The 16,204-nt window shown below is 70.0% G+C and carries 15 protein-coding genes and 1 rRNA gene; 8 read left to right on the top strand and 8 right to left on the bottom strand.

Annotated features, from left to right (window positions below):
* Window positions 1-68 precede the first annotated feature (68 nt).
* Window positions 69-749 carry an alpha/beta fold hydrolase gene (locus ACOACQ_RS23500; protein WP_378596459.1) on the top strand — a complete coding sequence of 227 codons (681 nt, stop codon included), beginning with the start codon at window positions 69-71 and terminating at the stop codon, window positions 747-749.
* Window positions 750-1,062: 313 nt separating this feature from the next.
* On the opposite strand, the gene ACOACQ_RS23495 is transcribed toward ACOACQ_RS23500, so the two are convergent.
* Genes ACOACQ_RS23495 through ACOACQ_RS23485 form a run of 3 tightly spaced genes read right to left on the bottom strand, consistent with a single transcriptional unit; the run spans window position 1,063 to window position 3,582 of the window.
* Complete coding sequence (locus tag ACOACQ_RS23495) at window positions 1,063-1,566, bottom strand: peroxiredoxin (RefSeq protein ID WP_378596458.1); 504 nt, start codon at window positions 1,564-1,566, stop codon at window positions 1,063-1,065.
* Window positions 1,563-3,194: an AMP-binding protein gene (locus ACOACQ_RS23490; protein ID WP_378596457.1), complete on the bottom strand. Its 1,632-nt coding sequence runs from the start codon at window positions 3,192-3,194 to the stop codon at window positions 1,563-1,565. The genes ACOACQ_RS23495 and ACOACQ_RS23490 overlap by 4 nt, the downstream gene beginning before the upstream one ends.
* Before the next feature lie 10 nt (window positions 3,195-3,204).
* The gene (locus tag ACOACQ_RS23485) at window positions 3,205-3,582 is read right to left on the bottom strand and encodes a DUF3052 domain-containing protein (RefSeq protein ID WP_378596521.1); all 378 of its coding nucleotides are present in this window, start codon (window positions 3,580-3,582) and stop codon (window positions 3,205-3,207) included.
* Window positions 3,583-3,867: 285 nt separating this feature from the next.
* Here ACOACQ_RS23485 and aceE point away from each other — a divergent pair, with 285 nt between their 5' ends.
* Entirely contained in the window at window positions 3,868-6,645 is a 2,778-nt protein-coding gene (aceE, locus tag ACOACQ_RS23480; RefSeq protein ID WP_378596520.1) for a pyruvate dehydrogenase (acetyl-transferring), homodimeric type, read from the top strand.
* A gap of 39 nt (window positions 6,646-6,684) precedes the next feature.
* Here aceE and ACOACQ_RS23475 read toward each other — a convergent pair whose 3' ends face one another.
* Complete coding sequence (locus ACOACQ_RS23475) at window positions 6,685-7,656, bottom strand: alpha/beta fold hydrolase (RefSeq protein WP_420289404.1); 972 nt, start codon at window positions 7,654-7,656, stop codon at window positions 6,685-6,687.
* 106 nt (window positions 7,657-7,762) lie between these two features.
* Here ACOACQ_RS23475 and ACOACQ_RS23470 point away from each other — a divergent pair, with 106 nt between their 5' ends.
* From ACOACQ_RS23470 to ACOACQ_RS23450, 5 genes are all read left to right on the top strand, one after another.
* Window positions 7,763-8,944, top strand: a complete 1,182-nt coding sequence (locus tag ACOACQ_RS23470; protein ID WP_378596455.1) for a PucR family transcriptional regulator — start codon at window positions 7,763-7,765, stop codon at window positions 8,942-8,944.
* Between the two features lie 106 nt (window positions 8,945-9,050).
* Entirely contained in the window at window positions 9,051-10,028 is a 978-nt protein-coding gene (locus ACOACQ_RS23465; RefSeq protein WP_378596454.1) for an ACP S-malonyltransferase, read from the top strand.
* Window positions 10,025-11,023, top strand: coding sequence for a beta-ketoacyl-ACP synthase III (locus tag ACOACQ_RS23460; RefSeq protein WP_378596453.1), 999 nt, complete (start codon window positions 10,025-10,027; stop codon window positions 11,021-11,023). The genes ACOACQ_RS23465 and ACOACQ_RS23460 overlap by 4 nt, the downstream gene beginning before the upstream one ends.
* A gap of 55 nt (window positions 11,024-11,078) precedes the next feature.
* Window positions 11,079-11,324, top strand: coding sequence for an acyl carrier protein (locus ACOACQ_RS23455; protein ID WP_056711007.1), 246 nt, complete (start codon window positions 11,079-11,081; stop codon window positions 11,322-11,324).
* Window positions 11,325-11,344: 20 nt separating this feature from the next.
* Entirely contained in the window at window positions 11,345-12,595 is a 1,251-nt protein-coding gene (locus tag ACOACQ_RS23450; protein WP_378596452.1) for a beta-ketoacyl-[acyl-carrier-protein] synthase family protein, read from the top strand.
* Between the two features lie 119 nt (window positions 12,596-12,714).
* Here ACOACQ_RS23450 and ACOACQ_RS23445 read toward each other — a convergent pair whose 3' ends face one another.
* Both ACOACQ_RS23445 and ACOACQ_RS23440 read right to left on the bottom strand, forming a co-directional pair.
* The gene (locus ACOACQ_RS23445) at window positions 12,715-13,212 is read right to left on the bottom strand and encodes a DUF3145 domain-containing protein (protein WP_056712098.1); all 498 of its coding nucleotides are present in this window, start codon (window positions 13,210-13,212) and stop codon (window positions 12,715-12,717) included.
* 194 nt (window positions 13,213-13,406) lie between these two features.
* Window positions 13,407-14,333 carry an alpha/beta fold hydrolase gene (locus ACOACQ_RS23440; protein WP_378596451.1) on the bottom strand — a complete coding sequence of 309 codons (927 nt, stop codon included), beginning with the start codon at window positions 14,331-14,333 and terminating at the stop codon, window positions 13,407-13,409.
* 56 nt (window positions 14,334-14,389) lie between these two features.
* On the opposite strand from ACOACQ_RS23440, the gene ACOACQ_RS23435 reads away from it, so the two are divergent.
* Entirely contained in the window at window positions 14,390-15,043 is a 654-nt protein-coding gene (locus ACOACQ_RS23435; protein WP_378596450.1) for a hypothetical protein, read from the top strand.
* A gap of 3 nt (window positions 15,044-15,046) precedes the next feature.
* Here ACOACQ_RS23435 and ACOACQ_RS23430 read toward each other — a convergent pair whose 3' ends face one another.
* Together ACOACQ_RS23430 and rrf are read right to left on the bottom strand one after the other, a co-directional pair.
* Window positions 15,047-16,024 carry a tetratricopeptide repeat protein gene (locus ACOACQ_RS23430; protein WP_420289403.1) on the bottom strand — a complete coding sequence of 326 codons (978 nt, stop codon included), beginning with the start codon at window positions 16,022-16,024 and terminating at the stop codon, window positions 15,047-15,049.
* Between the two features lie 90 nt (window positions 16,025-16,114).
* Window positions 16,115-16,204, bottom strand: a 5S ribosomal RNA gene (rrf, locus tag ACOACQ_RS23425); the annotation flags it as partial.

Here is a 16,204-nt window from a genome sequence, read left to right as displayed (position 1 = left end):
TCCGGAAGGGAATTGTCCGGAACCCTTCCTAGGCTGGTGCCGCACCCCCAACGAGAAGGAGAACTGACATGGACATCGTGCTCATCGCCGGGATGTGGCTCGACGGGTCGGCGTGGGACGCCGTCGTACCCGAGCTGGAGGCGCTGGGCCACCGCCCGGTCGCACTGACCCTCCCGGGACAGGGCGACGGCAACGTCGACGCGACCTACGCCGACCAGGTGGCTGCCGTCGTGGACGCGGTGGACGCCGCCGACGGCCCGGCCCTGGTGGTCGGTCACTCGGCAGCCTGCGCCCTCGCCTGGGCCGCCGTCGACGCGCGGCCCGAGAAGGTCGCCCACACGGCGCTGATCGGCGGCATGCCCCGCCAGGACGGCGAGAAGTACTTCGGCTTCTTCGAGCCGGTCGACGGCGTCGTGCCGTTCCCGGGCTGGGAGCCGTTCGCAGGCCCCGACTCCGACGACATGTCCGACGACCTGAAGGCCACGGTCGCCGCGAGCACGGTCGCCGTACCCGCCGCCGTCACCCAGGGCATCGTCAGCCTCACCGATGGCCGCCGCCACGACGTACCCGTGACCCTGGTCTGCCCCGAGTTCACCCCCGCCGAGGCGAAGGAGTGGCTCGAGGCCGGCGAGATCCCCGAGCTCGCAAGGTCCACCCGCCTCGCCTACGCCGACATCGACTCCGGCCACTGGCCGATGTACACCAAGCCGAAGGAACTGGCCCAGATCCTGGCCGACTGCGCCGAGTAGCCGGAGGTTTCGAGGCTCGCTCCGCTCGCACCTCAACCACCGGAGGCCCAAGGCTTGCCGCCAGACCAAGGCAAGCCCTACGCAAGCCAACCGCGAGCGCGGCAGCGCGGCGAGAGCCGTTCACCGGCGAGCTTGCTCGCCCGCACCTTCGGCGAAGACGCGGCTCGCGCAAAAATGAGCTGAACCGCCGGAGTCTCGGGTCTCCAGCGGTTCAACAAGATGAACTCTAACGGCCGTTCCCGCCTGTTCCAACCACTCGCGGCCAATTTCGTTGAAAATGATCCGAAATGACTAGACGAATCATCCCGATGGCCTACTCCCCCGCGGCGCTGCGCAGCGCGAGGAGCAGGTCGTCGAGGTTGCGGGCGTCCGGCTTGCGGTGATGGACGGCCCAGGCCAGGCGCCCGTCCTTGTCGACGACGTACGACGACCGCTGCGGGCACCCGGACGCCTCGTCGAGGACGCCGTAGGCCCGGGCGACCTCGCCGTGGGGCCAGAAGTCGCTCAGCAGGCCGAAGTTCAGGCCGTCGGCGTCACTGAACGCGCGCAGCGCGTAGACCGGGTCACACGAGATCGCGAGGATCTCGGTGTCGAAGGTGAGGAACTCGTCGAGCCGGGCCCGGATGCCGCCCATCTCCCCCGTGCACACGCCGCTGAAGGCGTACGGGTAGAAGACCAGCGCCACCGCCTTCTTCCCGCGGTACGACGCCAGGGAGATGTCCTGGCCGAACTGGTCGCGCAGCGTGAAGTCGGGGGCGAGGCCACCGAGCGCGATGCCCTCCGCGGCGCTGGGAGAGCCGCCCGCCGAGGGCCTCACTCCTGGGACTCGTGCGCGGCCAACTCCCGCTTCAGCACCTTGCCGGTGGCGTTGCGGGGCAGCTCGTCGAGGAACACGATCTCGCGCGGGACCTTGTAGCGGGCGAGGTTGGCCTTGACGAGGTCCTTGAGCTCGGGCTCGGTGACCGGCTCGCTGCCGGGCACCCGGACCACGAAGGCACGCAGGCGCTTGCCGAACTCGGGGTCGTCCACACCGATCGCTGCGACCTCGGCCACGCGGTCGTGGGCTGCCAGGCAGTCCTCGACCTCCTTGGGGAAGACGTTCTCGCCGCCGGAGACGATCATCTCGTCGTCGCGGCCCTCGACGTAGAGGCGACCGTCGGCGTCGAAGCGACCGACGTCACCCGACGACATCAGGCCACCGATGATCTCCTTGCCGCCGCCGCCGGTGTAGCCCTCGATCTGCAGGTCGTTGCCGACGAAGATCCGCCCGGACTGACCGGTGGGGACCTCGTTGCCGTCGGCGTCGAGGATCCTGACGACGGTGGCGTGCGGCAGACGGCCGGCACAGCCGGGGGCCTCGCGCAGGTCCTGGGGCGAGGCGATCGAGGCCCAGGCGATCTCGGTCGAGCCGTAGATGGAGTACAGGTTGTCGCCGTACCGGTCCATCCACTCCGTCGGCAGGTCGCCGGGCAGGGCGGAGCCCGAGGACGCGACGGCCTTGAGGTTGGGGAGCGGGTATTGGTCGAGGGTCGCCTCAGGAAGCGCGAGGATCCGCTGCAGCATCACGGGGATGACCGCGAAGGAGTCGCAGTCCTCGTCGTGCAGCACCTTCAGGGCGCCCTCGGGGTCGAACTTGCGGGTCAGCACGAGCGTGGTGCCGAGCATCATCGCGAGCTGGTAGTGCGCGAAGCCCCAGGTGTGGAACAGGGGCGCGGCGACGTGGCACTTCCAGCCGCTGCGCAGGGGCATCCGGGACAGGATCGAGACAGCGGCAGGGATGCCTCCCTGCGGCCGCGGCGCGCCCTTGGGGGTGCCGGTCGTGCCCGAGGTCAGGATGATCGTGCGGCCGCTGCGGCCCGAGGGCGTCAGGTCGGCGGTCCTGCCAGCGGCGGTCGACGCGGCGATGAGGCCCTCGAGGCTGTCGGCGCCGGGCTCGCTGTCGGTCCAGGCGAGGACGCTGTCCTCGATGTCGGCCCCGGCGAGCAGCGCGGTGAACTCCTCGTCGTGGATGACGACCCGCGGCTTCTCCCGTGCGAGCACGTCGGCCAGCTGGGGTCCGGCGAAGGCGGTGTTGAGGTAGAGCACGTCGGCACCGAGCTTGCTGACCGCGATCGAGGCCTCGATGAATCCGCGGTGGTTGCGGCACATGACGGCCACGCCGTCACCGGCCTTCACGCCACGCTCCCGCAGGCCGTAGGCCAGTGCGTTGGTGCGCGTCTGCACCTCCAGCCACGTGAGCGCACCGAGCTCGTCGATGATCGCCGTCTCGTGGGGCCTGCGGAGCGCGATCGTCTTGAAGCCGCCCGCGGGTGTCGTGCTCCACTGGCGCAGGGCGTTGGCCATGCCTGCGAGGACCAACGGCGAGTAGGGCCGCACGATGCCTGAATCGGTGAGGATCTTCAGGCTGACGCGGGCGCTCTTGATGCGCGTCGAGAGCTTGTGCATGTAGCTATTGTCAGGCGATCGTCTTGGGAGCGACGAGGCGGGTCGCGCCCCAGTCCTTGCTGACGGTCGCAGCCGTCGTCTGGGACAGCCCGGCGATCGGCGCTGCCTCGGCGATGTCAGCGGCGTCGACGGCGCCCGGACGACCGATCTTCGGGGTCAACAGCCAGATCACGCCGCCACCGACGAGGTCGGTCAGCGCATCGACGAGGCCGTCGACGAGGTCACCGTCGTCGTTGCGCCACCACAGCAGCACGGCGTCCACCACGTTGCCGTAGTCGCCGTCGACCAGGTCGCCGTCGATGGCGTCCTCGAGCGCAAGGCGTAGCGCGTCGTCGGTGTCGTTGTCCCAGCCGAGTTCCTGAACCACCATCCCCGGATTGAGACCCATACGCTCTGCGGGTCCGGTCGGGGTGGTGCCGCCGGCGGCGGTCGAAGTCACGGTGAGTCCTCCAGGTTTGGGCAGTTCAAGGGGTACGACGAAGGTCCCGCATCGCGCGGGTTGGGGAACAGTCCAGCGGAGTCAGGTACCGCGGCGCAACCCTGCGCCACTGAACGGACTCAATGACCACTACTCCTGGGTAGATTTTCTGGGCACCTGATAGGTGCCACGATGGGGTCCGTGACCTCTGACACCTCCGACGCCACGCCGTCCGGCACCACCCCCGCCGACCGCGTGATCACGTCGCCCACCGTCATCCATGAAGGCCTGCCGACCCAGCTGCCCGACATCGACCCGGACGAGACCAAGGACTGGATCGAGTCCTTCAACTCGCTGATCGACGAACGCGGCCGCGAACGCGCCCGCTACGTGATGCTGCGACTGCTGGAACGCGCACGTGAGGCGAAGGTCGGGGTCCCGGCACTGCGCAGCACCGACTACATCAACACGATCCCGCCGGAGCGCGAGCCGTGGTTCCCCGGTGACGAAGAGGTCGAGCGCCGCATCCGGGCCTTCATCCGGTGGAACGCCGCGGTCATGGTCTCGAGCGCGAACCGCAAGGGCCTCGAGGTCGGCGGCCACATCGCGACCTACCAGTCCAGCGCCAGCCTCTACGAGGTCGGCTTCAACCACTTCTTCCGCGGCAAGGACGCGCCCGCGATCAAGGGCGCCGGCGGCGCCGACCAGCTCTTCATCCAGGGCCACGCCTCCCCCGGCATCTACGCCCGCGCCTTCCTCGAGGGACGCCTGACCGAGGAACAGCTCTACCGGTTCCGCCAGGAGGTCCAGCACGGCAAGGGCGCCGGCCTGCCGTCGTACCCGCACCCTCGACTGATGTCGGACTTCTGGGAGTTCCCGACGGTCTCCATGGGCCTGACCGGCATCAACTCGATCTACCAGGCACGGTTCAACCGCTACCTGCAGAACCGCGGCATCCGCGACACCAGCGACCAGCACGTGTGGGCGTTCCTGGGCGACGGCGAGATGGCCGAGCCCGAGTCGCTCGGCGCGATCCGGATCGCGGCCCGCGAGGAGCTCGACAACCTCACCTGGGTCATCAACTGCAACCTGCAGCAGCTCGATGGTCCGGTCACGGGCAACGGCAAGATCATCCAGGAGCTCGAGGCCAACTTCCGCGGCGCGGGCTGGAACGTCATCAAGGTCGTGTGGGGCCGCGAGTGGGACGACCTGCTCGCCCGCGACGTCGACGGCGTGCTGGTCAACCAGATGAACTCCACCCCCGACGGCGCGTTCCAGACCTTCTCGGTCGAGAGCGGTGCCTACAACCGCGAGCACTTCTTCGGGCCCGACCCGCGACTGCGCGCCATGGTCGAGCACATGAGCGACCGGCAGATCGAGAAGCTGCCGCGCGGCGGCCACGACTACCGCAAGGTGTACGCCGCGTTCGACGCCGCTTCGAAGCACGTCGGCCAGCCGACCGTGATCCTCGCCCACACCGTCAAGGGCTGGACGATCGATTCGCTGGAGGGAAAGAACGCCACCCACCAGATGAAGAAGCTGACCAAGGACGACCTCAAGAAGTTCCGCGACCGGCTCTACCTGCCGATCAGCGACCGCGACCTCGAGACGTCGTACGAGGCCACCGGCGGTGCGCCGTTCTTCCACCCCGGCGCCGGCTCACCCGAGATCGAGTACATGCTCGAGCGTCGCCGCCAGCTCGGCGGATCGGTGCCGAAGCGCGAGGACCGGTCCAAGCTGCTGACCCTCCCCGGCGACTCGGTCTACGCCGAGCTCAAGAAGGGTGCCGGCAAGAACAAGGTCGCCACGACGATGGCCGCGGTCCGGTTGCTCAAGGACTGGATGAAGGACCCGGGCATCGGCCAGCGGATCGTCCCGATCGCGCCCGACGAGTACCGCACCTTCGGCATGGACGCCATGTTCCCGTCGGCCAAGGTCTACGACCCGCACGGCCAGACCTACGAGTCCGTCGACCGCAACATGCTGCTCCAGTACAAGATGTCGCCGCAGGGCCAGATGCTCCACGAGGGCATCTCCGAGGCCGGCGCCATGGCGTCCGCAACAGCAGCCGGCTCGGCGTACTCCACCCACGGCGAGCCGATGATCCCGTTCTACATCTTCTACTCGATGTTCGGGTTCCAGCGCACCGGCGACTCGATCTGGGCCATGGCCGACCAGTTGGCCCGCGGCTTCCTGATCGGCGCGACCGCCGGCCGTACGACGCTGACCGGCGAGGGCCTGCAGCACGCCGACGGCCACTCGCCGCTGCTCGCTGCGACCAACCCGGCCGTCGTGCACTACGACCCGGCGTTCGCCTACGAGGTCGGCCACGTCATGCGTGCCGGTCTGGAGCGGATGTACGGCGCCAGCGAGGAGCACCCCCGCGGCGAGGACGTCATCTACTACGTCACCGTCTACAACGAGCCGGTGCCGCAGCCGGCCGAGCCCGCTGACCTCGACGTCGCGGCCCTGCTCAAGGGGCTCTACCGCGTCTCGGCACCGGACGCGGCCGCGGAAGGACCCCGGGTCCGCCTGCTCGCGTCGGGCGTCGGCTTCCCGTGGATCGACGACGCCCGCCGGATCCTCGCCGACGACTGGGGCATCCAGGCCGAGACCTGGTCCGTCACGTCGTGGAACGAGCTCGCCCGTGACGGGATCGCGACCGACAAGTGGAACCTGCTGCACCCGCAGGAGGCCCATCGGACGTCGTACGTCACCGAGGCGCTGAGCGGTGGCCAGGGTCCCGTGGTCGCGGTGTCGGACTACATGACCGCGGTTCCCCTGCAGATCGCCCGCTGGGTGCCCGAGGACTACCGCGTGCTCGGTGCCGACGGCTTCGGCTTCGCCGACACCCGGCCGGCCGCGCGGCGGTTCTTCCAGATCGACGCCGAGTCGGTCGTCGTCCAGGCGCTGGCCGCGCTGGCCGACGCCGGAGAGATCGACCCGGCCCGGGTCCAGGAAGCCCTCGACCGCTACCAGATCGCGGACCCGACGTCGGTGGCCGGCGTCCTCCAGGAGGGCGGCGACGCCTGAGTCGCCGGGCGGCGAGCGTGCTCGCCGCCCGGCCAGGCCTCAGGCGGGAGTGACGGCCGTCGGCACGCTCGCCAGCGGTGCGACCCGCTTCGACATGCCCGACGTGAGCATCCGACGGAACCGTGCCCGGTTGTACGTCGCCGGCTCGGTGGTGGCGATGAAGTCGTCCAGGATGCGCGCGAACTGCTCGGGGTGGTCCTTGTGCGGGAAGTGTCCGGAGTCGGCCATCACCTCGACCCGCAGCTCGGGTGCCAGCGCCGCCGCATTGCTGGCGTGCCGCACCGGGATCACCTGGTCGTCACGTCCCCACACCACGGCCATCGGGATGGCCTCGGTCAGGTAGGCCCGGTCGGACATGGTGACGATCTGGCCACGCCAGTCGATCACCGCGCGCACCAGGTGCCGGATGGCGAAGCGGGTTCGGCGGTCCTTCCACGACTCGAGGATGTCGGCGACCTCGGCGAGGTCGCGGGTGTACTTGCGGAGCGGACCGCCGCCGTGCGCCGCCGCCGACCGGAGCGCCAACGTCTCGAGGTGGCGGATGCCGGGGAGCGTGAGGACGCCCATCGCCGGGAACCAGCCCGGCGCCTGGATGAGCTTGATGAGGGGTGTGACCTCGGGGCCCAACCCGCCGGTCGCCACGAGCACCATCCGCTGCGTCCGCTCGGGGAACTGGTAGGCGAACTGCATGGCGACGCCGCCACCGAAGCTGTGGCCGACGACGGTGACCTTGTCGATGCCCAGCACCGTCAGCAGGTCGCGCATCCCGTTGGCGTAGCCGCCGAGCGTGTAGTCGGCACGCGGCTTGTCCGAGACGCCGTGCCCGAGCAGGTCGGGCGCGATCACCGTGTACTTCTTCGCGAGTTCGTCGATGACGGGCAGCCAGGTGCGGTGGTCGCACGCCAGACCGTGCAACAGGAGAAGTACGGGTCCCTCGCCGGCCTTGACGAATGCGCGTCTCTTGCCGTGCAGCGTGAAGAACTGGACCTCGTGCTTCGACTGATCCGTCATCGCGCCCCCTCCCCGACAGCCCTGCAGGTGATCCACGATTCAATCACGGGGCCGCCCTGACCGATGTGACGGCCCCGTTAACAAATGCGAGCCCTAGGCTGGGTCCATGACCCCCACCGGGCCCGCTGCACGGGCCAATGCGACCCAGCAGCTGCGGGCAGCGACCGGGTCCCTCGGTACGGCGGCGATCGCGCGCATGGAGGCCGACCGGCCCTGGTTCCGCGAGATGAGCGCCGAGGACCGGTCCTGGGTCGGGATGATCGTCCAGGCCGGTGTGAAGAGCTTCGTCGACTGGTTCGCCGAGGGCGGCGGGACCGACATCGGTGACGACGACGTCGTCATCGACGTGTTCGGCGTCGCCCCACGGGCCATGGCCGGCGTGGTCGACCTGCACCAGACCGTCGACCTGATCAAGCTGACCATCGACGAGGTCGAGGCCAACATCGCCCGGCTCGTCGAGCCCGACGTCCACGAGGAGATCCACGCCGCGATCCTCCGCTACGGGCGCGAGATCGCCTTCGCGACCGCCGAGGTCTATGCCCGGGCCGCCGAGGTCCGCGGTCGCTGGGACGCTCGCCTGGAGGCGCTCGCCGTCGACGCCGTCCTGCGCGCCGAGACCGACGAGTCCGTGCTCTCCCGGGCCAGCGCCGTCGGCTGGACGGCACGGGGCGAGGTGGCGGTCGTCGTCGGGACCGCGCCCGCCGAGGCATCCGGCCAGCAGACCGGCGTCTTCGAGGACGTACGGCGGGCCGCCAAGGAAGGTGGCCTGGACGCCCTGAGTGCGGTCCAGGGACATCTCCTCGTGGTGATCCTCGGTGGCGTCACGGCTCCGGAGACCGACGCCGCTTCCGTCGTCCACCTGTTCGGCGAGGGTGCCGTCGTGGTGGGACCGGTCGCGGCCGACCTGTCCCACGCGCACCTGTCCGCCAGCGTCGCCCTGGGCGCGCTGCGGGCGGCTGTCGGTTGGCCGCACGCCCCGCGACCCGTGTCGGCCCATGACCTCCTGCCCGAGCGCATCCTTGCCGGCGACGAGTCCGCCCGTCTCGAGGCGATCGACGACATCTACGCGCCGTTGAACGACGCGCGGGGCGAGCTCGTCGAGACCCTGGTCGCGTACTTCGCCAACGGCGGCGGGATCGAGGCGACCTCCCGCGCGCTGTTCGTCCACGCCAACACCGTGCGCTACCGGCTCGGCCAGATCGGCGACCTGACCGGCCTCACCCCGTCCGTCCCGCGCGATGCGCTGGTCCTGCAGCTGGCCCTCGTGCTCGGCCGCCAGGGCGTCTGAGCACCCGCTCGGCCAGTCCAAGTTGTAGGGGTCCCACAACAGCGAAGCAGCAGTTTCGTGGGCCGTGCAGGCGCACGCGTGTGGGTCGGGCAGGCAGGCTGTTCCTGTGCTCGTCATCGTCGCTCCCGGACAAGGGGCCCAGACTCCCGGTTTCCTCACGCCCTGGCTGGAGGATCCGGTCTTCGAGTCGCGCCTGAACTGGCTGTCGACGGTCGCCGGTCTCGACCTGGCGCACTACGGCACGGCGGCCGACGCGGACACGATCCGCGACACGAAGATCGCGCAGCCGCTGCTGGTCGCTTCCGGCCTGGTGTCGTCCCTGGCGCTGTACCCCCACCCGGCCGACGCCTTCGGCCGCCTCGGTGCCGTCTCCGGCCACAGCGTCGGCGAGATCACCGCGGCGGTCGGCGCAGGCGTCATCACTGCCGAGCAGGCCATGGTGCTGGTCCGCGAGCGCGGTCAGGCCATGGCCGACGCAGCAGCCGTCACGCCGACCGGCATGAGCGCCGTCCTCGGCGGCGACCGGGACGAGGTGCTGGCCGCGCTCACGCAGTGCGGCCTCACCGCGGCCAACGACAACGGCCCCGGCCAGATCGTTGCAGCCGGAACGCTCGAGCAGCTCGAAGAGCTCTCTGCCCACGCCCCCAAGGGCGCACGCGTGCGGCCCCTGCCCGTCGCCGGTGCCTTCCACTCCCCGCACATGGCTCCTGCAGTCGACCACGTCGCCCAGCTGGCCACGTCGGTGTCGGTCCACGATCCGCGCACCCGCTTCCTCTCGAACTCCGACGGCACGGTGGTCCACGACGGCCGCGAGGTGCTCGACCGGATCGTCGGCCAGATCGCCAGGCCCGTGCGCTGGGACCTCTGCCTCGAGTCGATGGTCGACCTCGGCATCACCGGCTTCCTCGAGATGCCGCCCGCCGGCACCCTCACCGGGATCGCGAAGCGCTACTTCCGCAACCGCGGCCTCGACGTCGAGACGTTCTCGTTGAACGGCCCCGAACAGCTCGACGAGGCGCGTGCCTTCTGCCTGCAGCACGGCGACCCGTCGACGATCCTGCGCCCGGAAGCCGTGTCGGCATGAGCGCGCTCACCGTCGAGACAGGAGCGGCGCACGCCGCGATCCTGGGCGTCGGCGCCTACCGTCCCTCGCGCCTGGTGCCGAACTCCGAGGTCGTTGACGCGATCGACTCCAGCGACGAGTGGATCCAGCAGCGCTCGGGCATCCGCACACGCCGCTTCGCCGATGACTCCGAGACGGTCATCTCGATGGCCGTCGGTGCAGCCCGCAAGGCGGTGGAGCACTCCGGCATCGACATCCGCCAGATCGACTGCGTGATCGTCGCGACGATCAGCCACCTGCTCCAGACCCCGTCCGCTGCGACGGCGATCGCCCACGAGCTCGGCACCGACCAGGCCGCGGCCTTCGACATCTCGGCCGCGTGCGCCGGTTTCTGCCACGGCGTCGCGCTGGCCAACGACATGGTGCGCGGTGGCAGCGCCCGCTACGCGCTGGTCATCGGCGTCGAGAAGCTCTCCGACATCACCGACCCGGCCGACCGCGGCACGGCCTTCATCTTCGCCGACGGTGCGGGTGCGGTCGTCATCGGTCCTTCCGAGACACCCGGGATCGGACCGGTGGTCTGGGGCTCCGACGGCGAGCACTACGACCACATCCGCACGCCCGACCTGCGTGACCTCGGCGCCACGGACCAGCCCCAGATGCCGTACCTGTCGATGAAGGGAAGCGAGGTCTTCCGCTGGGCGTCGTTCGCGATGGCCAAGGTGGCGCAGCAGGCGCTCGACCGCGCCGGCGTCACCGTCGACCAGCTCGACTGCTTCATCCCCCACCAGGCCAACAACCGGATCACCGACGCGATGGCCCGGTCCATGAAGCTGCCGCCCACCGTCAGGATCGCGCGCGACATCATCGACGCCGGCAACACCTCCGCGGCCTCGGTCCCGCTGGCCCTGCAGCGGATGATCGAGGAGGGCGACGCACGTCCTGGCGACATCGCCCTGCTGATCGCCTTCGGCGCCGGCCTGTCCTACGCCGCCCAGGTCGTCGTCGTTCCCTGAGCCACACCCACAGTTCACCAGCACCACCAACCAACGAATCAGCACTGGAGAAAAAATGAGCACCGAAGAGATCCGCGCCGCCCTCGCCGACATCGTCAACGAGGTCGCCGGCATCCCCGCCGACGACGTGCAGCTCGACAAGTCCTTCAGCGACGACCTCGACGTCGACTCGCTGTCGATGGTGGAGGTCGTGGTCGAGGCTGAGGAGAAGTTCGGCGTCACCATCCCCGACGACGAGGTCAAGAACCTCAAGACCGTCGGCGACGCCGTCGCCTTCATCGAGCGCAACCGCGCGGCCTGAACCGGACGGTGAACAGAGCCATGTCGCGCACACGCGTCGTCGTCACCGGGTTGGGCACCACCAACCCGCTCGGTGGCGACGTCGCCAGCACCTGGGAGGGCTTCCTCGCCGGTCGTTCAGGGGTACGCCAGCTCGGTGAGCTGGCCGAGGGCCTGCCCGTCACCATCGGGGCGCCCGTCGCTGTCGACCCGTCCGAGGTCCTCGACCGAGTCGTGGCCCGTCGTCTGGACCGGTCCTCGCAGTTCGCCCTCGTGGCGGCGCTCGAGGCCTGGGCCGACTCAGGGCTGGACGTGGCCATGGAGGCCGGCGACGTGGACGGCGACCGCTTCGGCGTCGCCTTCGCGTCCGGCATCGGCGGCGTGACAACGCTGCTCTCCAACTACGACGCGCTGCGCGACAAGGGGGTACGACGGGTCTCCCCGATCGCCGTCCCCATGCTGATGGCGAACGCTCCGGCCGCCACCGTCAGCCTGAAGTTCGGCGCCCGCGGGCCGGTGAACACTCCGGTGTCCGCCTGCGCCTCGGGCAACGAAGCGATCTCGCTGGCTGCCGACCAGATCCGGCTCGGCCGGGTCGACGTCGCGATTGCTGGCGGCACCGAGGCCGCGATCCACCCGCTGCCGATGGCTGCGTTCGCCAACATGATGGCGCTGTCGAAGAACCCGGGCGACCCGACCACGGTCTCCCGGCCCTTCGACACCGCGCGCGACGGGTTCGTGCTCGGTGAGGGCGCCGGGGCGCTGGTCCTGGAGTCCCTCGAACACGCCCAGGCGCGCGGCGCCCGGATCTACGCCGAGGTCCTCGGCACCGGCATCACCGCCGATGCCCATGACATCGCCCAGCCCGACCCGGCTGGTCGCGGCGGTGCGCGGGCCATCCGGCTCGCGATCCAGGACGCGGGCATCTCCCCGTCCGACGTCGCTCACGTCAATGCGCACGCAACCTCGACCCCGCAGGGTGACGTCGCCGAATCGCTCATGCTGCACGCCGTGATCGGTGCGCACGCGAGCGACTTGGTCGTCACCAGCACCAAGTCGATGACCGGGCACCTGCTCGGCGGCGCCGGCGCCCTCGAGGCGGTCGCCACCGTGCTGGCGCTGCACCGCCGGCTGGCTCCGCCGACGATCAACCTGGACAACCAGGACCCGAAGGTCGAGCTGGACATCGCGACGAAGCCTCGGGACCTCCCGCTCGGCGACATCGCGGCGTTGAACAACTCGTTCGGCTTCGGCGGCGCCAACGTGGCCGTGCTCTTCGGCTCGATGAGCTGACGGGCGCCGGCCCCTCGACTCGGGACCGTTGGAGCCCTCCCCTCTGGCGGTCCTGACTGCAAAACCACACCGACCCGGGTGCTCACAGCACCCGGGTCGATCTGGTTCTCGTCGGTGGTTCAGACGACCTGGTGGAGCCAGCGGACGGGAGCGCCCTCACCGGCGTGCCGGAAGGTCTCGAGCTCGTCGTCCCACGGCTTGCCGAGCAGCTTGTCGATCTCGTTCTCGAGGGTCACCTCGCCGAGCGCTGCGCGCACGACGGAGGCCTTGAGCCGGTCCTCGGGGATCATGATGTCGCCGTGGATGCCGGTGACGGCGTGGAAGACGCCGAGGTCGGGGGTGTAGGAGTAGCGGGCGCCCTCCGTGGACGGCGTCGGCTCCTCGGTCACCTCGAAGCGCAGGTGGTTCCAGCCGCGCAGCGCGGAGGCCATCTCGGCCGCGGAACCCGCCTTGCCCGCCCACGAGAACTCGCAGCGGTAGCTGCCGGACTGGGCCGACTGGGGCGTCCAGTTCGGGTTCACGGCAACGCCAAGAACACCGCCCACGGCCCATTCGATGTGAGGGCACAGCGCGGACGGCGCAGAGTGGACGTAGAACACGCCCCTGGTTGCACTCATGCTTCCGGTCACCACGAACTCCTCGACTACTCCCTACCTCCGGCGCGAGTTACGCCTTCCCCAGCGGTCTCTCTTCGGAGGTGATCTGTCTCGGAACTGATGAAATCGGTCAGTTGAGTGACGCGTGTGTAGTTGTGAACTCCATTGTGGCCCATGGGACGCCGCTACACCAGAGTTTCAGCGCGTGTCCTCGCCTACGCCGAACCCTGCCCGAGAGCCATCAGTTCGTCCAGCACCTGGTGCGCGATCCCGAGGCCGCCCAGGTGGCTCTCCCCGTCGATCGTGGTCATCGTGGCGTCCGGGAGCCGGTCGACGCAGTGCTGCCCGTGCCGGAACGGCACGATGTGGTCGTCGTCGCCGTGCCACCAGCGCACCGGAACCGCGACGTCGGCCAGGGCAAAGCCCCAGTCCCGGGTGAACAGGACCAGGTCGGAGATCGGCGCGGAGGTCTGGAAGCGGCTGCCGTTGAGCAGGTCGTCCAGGAACATCGCCTTGAACTCCGGACGACCGAGCAGGGTCTTGTCCCCCGCCGGTTGTACGGCGGCGTACAGGTCCAGCCCGGGACCGGCCAACGGCCGTACGGCGCGGATCGCGCCGGTCAGGGCGACGCCGAGCGGCACCCGGGTCGCCGCGAGCAGGGGCGCCGTGTGCACCGCGAGCTGGATGATGCCGCCCGCAGCAGCATCGGGGCCCCTGGTCGGCGCCACTCCCCCGAGCACCCCGACCCCTTCCACGCGATCGGGCAGGCCAGCGCCTGCGGCCAGCGCGTAGGGGCCACCACCGGACAGGCCGATCACGCGGACCTTGTCCACGGCCAGTGCGTCGAGCAGCAGCTCGAGGTCCCGGGTCCAGTCCAACAGGTTCGGATACAGGTACGGCGAGGACGACCCGATCCCCGGACGGTCGATACCGATGATCCGCAGGCCGGCCTCCGCGGCGTACCTGCGTGCATCGATGGGGATCTGGCGCCGGGCGCCCGGGGTCCCGTGCATCCACACCAGGGCCGGGCCGCGCGGAGAGCCGTACTCGGCGAAGCTCAGGCGGCGCCCGTCGCGGACCGCGACACTTCCCTCGAGCGTCGGCCGCCTCGGTTGCACAGCACTGCGCCCACGGAGACTCATGCACCGGAGTCTGGCAGGTCCCCGGCGCCGGGGCGGCGGTGTCCTAAGGTTCGACCATGACCGTGGGGGGAACGGAGTCGGCTCCGAAGCAGGGCCCGGGACGACGCAGGGCCGAACCGACCAAGAAGGCGCGCTCGCGGACACGCGGTTCGTTGGGCGCGCCTCGTGTGCCCCGCCCGTCGTTCCAGTCGAAGACGTGGCGCATTGCGATCGTCGCGGTCGCTGTCCTGATGCTGATCGGCTGGTTCGCCTGGTATGCCACCACACCCGAGGACCTGCCGACGGACACCAAGACGATGAGCGCCAGTGGCGTGGTCGGCACCCCGCTGTACGTCGGCATGTTCAGCGCTTCCGATGACTTCGGACGGACGCTGCGCATCTCAGGGGTCCAGGTGCACGCCACCACGAGCGCCGACATGGACGTCACGCCCGTCCTGTGCCGCCGGGGCACCGTCGGCGTCACCACGCAGCCCGAACAGTTCTGCGCCGAACTGGTCAATCCCGAGGGCGCCCGGATGGTCGGTGGCGACTCGATCGTGCTGAAGATCGTCTCCGACGAGCCGGTCGTGGCCGTCATCGACCGGATCCGCATCGCCTATCGCGAGGACGTCCGGTGGGACACCCAGCCCGCTGGGCACCAGCAGGCCATCGTCACGGTCACCGGCCGCCCAGCCGAGACCGGGACGGACGATGGGACCGCGACGGAGTAGGCCTCAGCCTTCCCGGTCGACGCGCTTCTCGAGCGACTCGGCACGGTCGGCCGCGTCGGTGTCCTCGTCGGCGTCGATCGCGTTGGTCTTGTGGAACCAGGCCAAGGCTTCGTTCAGGCGACCGGCGTGCTCGAGGGTGTCGGCGTAGGCGTAGCGCAGGCGTACGACCCAGGCCTCACGGCCCTTGTGGTTGAGCGGGGAGACCTCGAGGGTGCGCAGGGCAGCATCCATCTGGCCCAGGTCACGACGGGCGCCGGCCTCGACGATCGTCATCTCCGCCTTCGCCGGAGCAGCGAACCTGACGACCGAAGGACTCTTGGCGAGCTCGAGTGCGCGCGTGGGGTTGCCGAGCGCCCGGTGGCAGTCCGCCATGATCGGGAGGTACGCCGTGGCGCCGTTCATCCGCTTGGCGGCGCGCAGCTCGGACAACGCTTCGGCGTAGTGACCCGCCGCGTACGCGGCCTCGCCGACCGCTTCACGGACCACGGCCAGGCGCGGTGCACGCGCCTTGGCGGCCAGGGCGTGCTGGTAGGCCGTCTCCGGGTCGTCGTCGATCAGCCGGCCGGCAGCAGCGAGGTGGCGCGCGACCCGGGACCCCAGCTTGTCGGGCAGGTCCTTGAGGTGGGCGCGCACCGAGGCGTCGAGCTCCATCCCGTTGACGTCCTCGGGCAACGGGGGGCCGTCGTACGTCGCCTGGTCCACGACGCGCTCGTTACGAGGCACCGAGGTGCGGTCGGGCGAACGACGCGGTCCACCACTGGTGCGATCCGACGGCTTGCCCGAACGCTCAGCGGGCTTGCCCGAGCGATCCGACGGCTTGCCGCGGCCCTGCGGGCTCCGGTCATAGGGTGCGCGGTCCGAGCCGGCGCCGCTGCGGGCGCCGCTGGTTCCACGGGACGAGGTGCCCTTGCGGGGGGCGCCTCCCTCGCGGGGGCCACCCTTCTTCGGCGCGTCATCGCGCCGTCCACGCTGGTCTGCCACGGCAGTCTCCTGGTGTCGAATCGCTATTGAAAAGTGTTGGGTACAAAACAGAGTAGAGGCCACCCGAGGGTGGCCTCTACCTGAATGTATGTCCGGCGGCGTCCTACTCTCCCACAGCCTCTCGGTTGCAGTACCATCGGCGCTGGCAGGCTTAACTTCCGGGTTCGGGATGGGACCGGG

It is taken from the genome of Nocardioides sp. CPCC 206347 (genome assembly GCF_048654605.1).
GTDB lineage: Bacteria > Actinomycetota > Actinomycetes > Propionibacteriales > Nocardioidaceae > Nocardioides.
The sequence above is the reverse complement of the archived record's forward strand: the minus strand, read 5'-3'. Positions and strand labels throughout refer to the sequence as shown.

Coding starts and splice junctions, on each gene's coding strand:
- ACOACQ_RS23500 (WP_378596459.1), top strand. CDS start 69: ATGGACATCGTGCTCATCGCCGGGATGTGGCTCGACGGGTCGGCGTGG.
- ACOACQ_RS23490 (WP_378596457.1), bottom strand. CDS start 3,194: ATGCACAAGCTCTCGACGCGCATCAAGAGCGCCCGCGTCAGCCTGAAG.
- ACOACQ_RS23485 (WP_378596521.1), bottom strand. CDS start 3,582: ATGGGTCTCAATCCGGGGATGGTGGTTCAGGAACTCGGCTGGGACAAC.
- ACOACQ_RS23475 (WP_420289404.1), bottom strand. CDS start 7,656: ATGACGGATCAGTCGAAGCACGAGGTCCAGTTCTTCACGCTGCACGGC.
- ACOACQ_RS23470 (WP_378596455.1), top strand. CDS start 7,763: ATGACCCCCACCGGGCCCGCTGCACGGGCCAATGCGACCCAGCAGCTG.
- ACOACQ_RS23460 (WP_378596453.1), top strand. CDS start 10,025: ATGAGCGCGCTCACCGTCGAGACAGGAGCGGCGCACGCCGCGATCCTG.
- ACOACQ_RS23455 (WP_056711007.1), top strand. CDS start 11,079: ATGAGCACCGAAGAGATCCGCGCCGCCCTCGCCGACATCGTCAACGAG.
- ACOACQ_RS23450 (WP_378596452.1), top strand. CDS start 11,345: ATGTCGCGCACACGCGTCGTCGTCACCGGGTTGGGCACCACCAACCCG.
- ACOACQ_RS23445 (WP_056712098.1), bottom strand. CDS start 13,212: ATGAGTGCAACCAGGGGCGTGTTCTACGTCCACTCTGCGCCGTCCGCG.
- ACOACQ_RS23440 (WP_378596451.1), bottom strand. CDS start 14,333: ATGAGTCTCCGTGGGCGCAGTGCTGTGCAACCGAGGCGGCCGACGCTC.
- ACOACQ_RS23435 (WP_378596450.1), top strand. CDS start 14,390: ATGACCGTGGGGGGAACGGAGTCGGCTCCGAAGCAGGGCCCGGGACGA.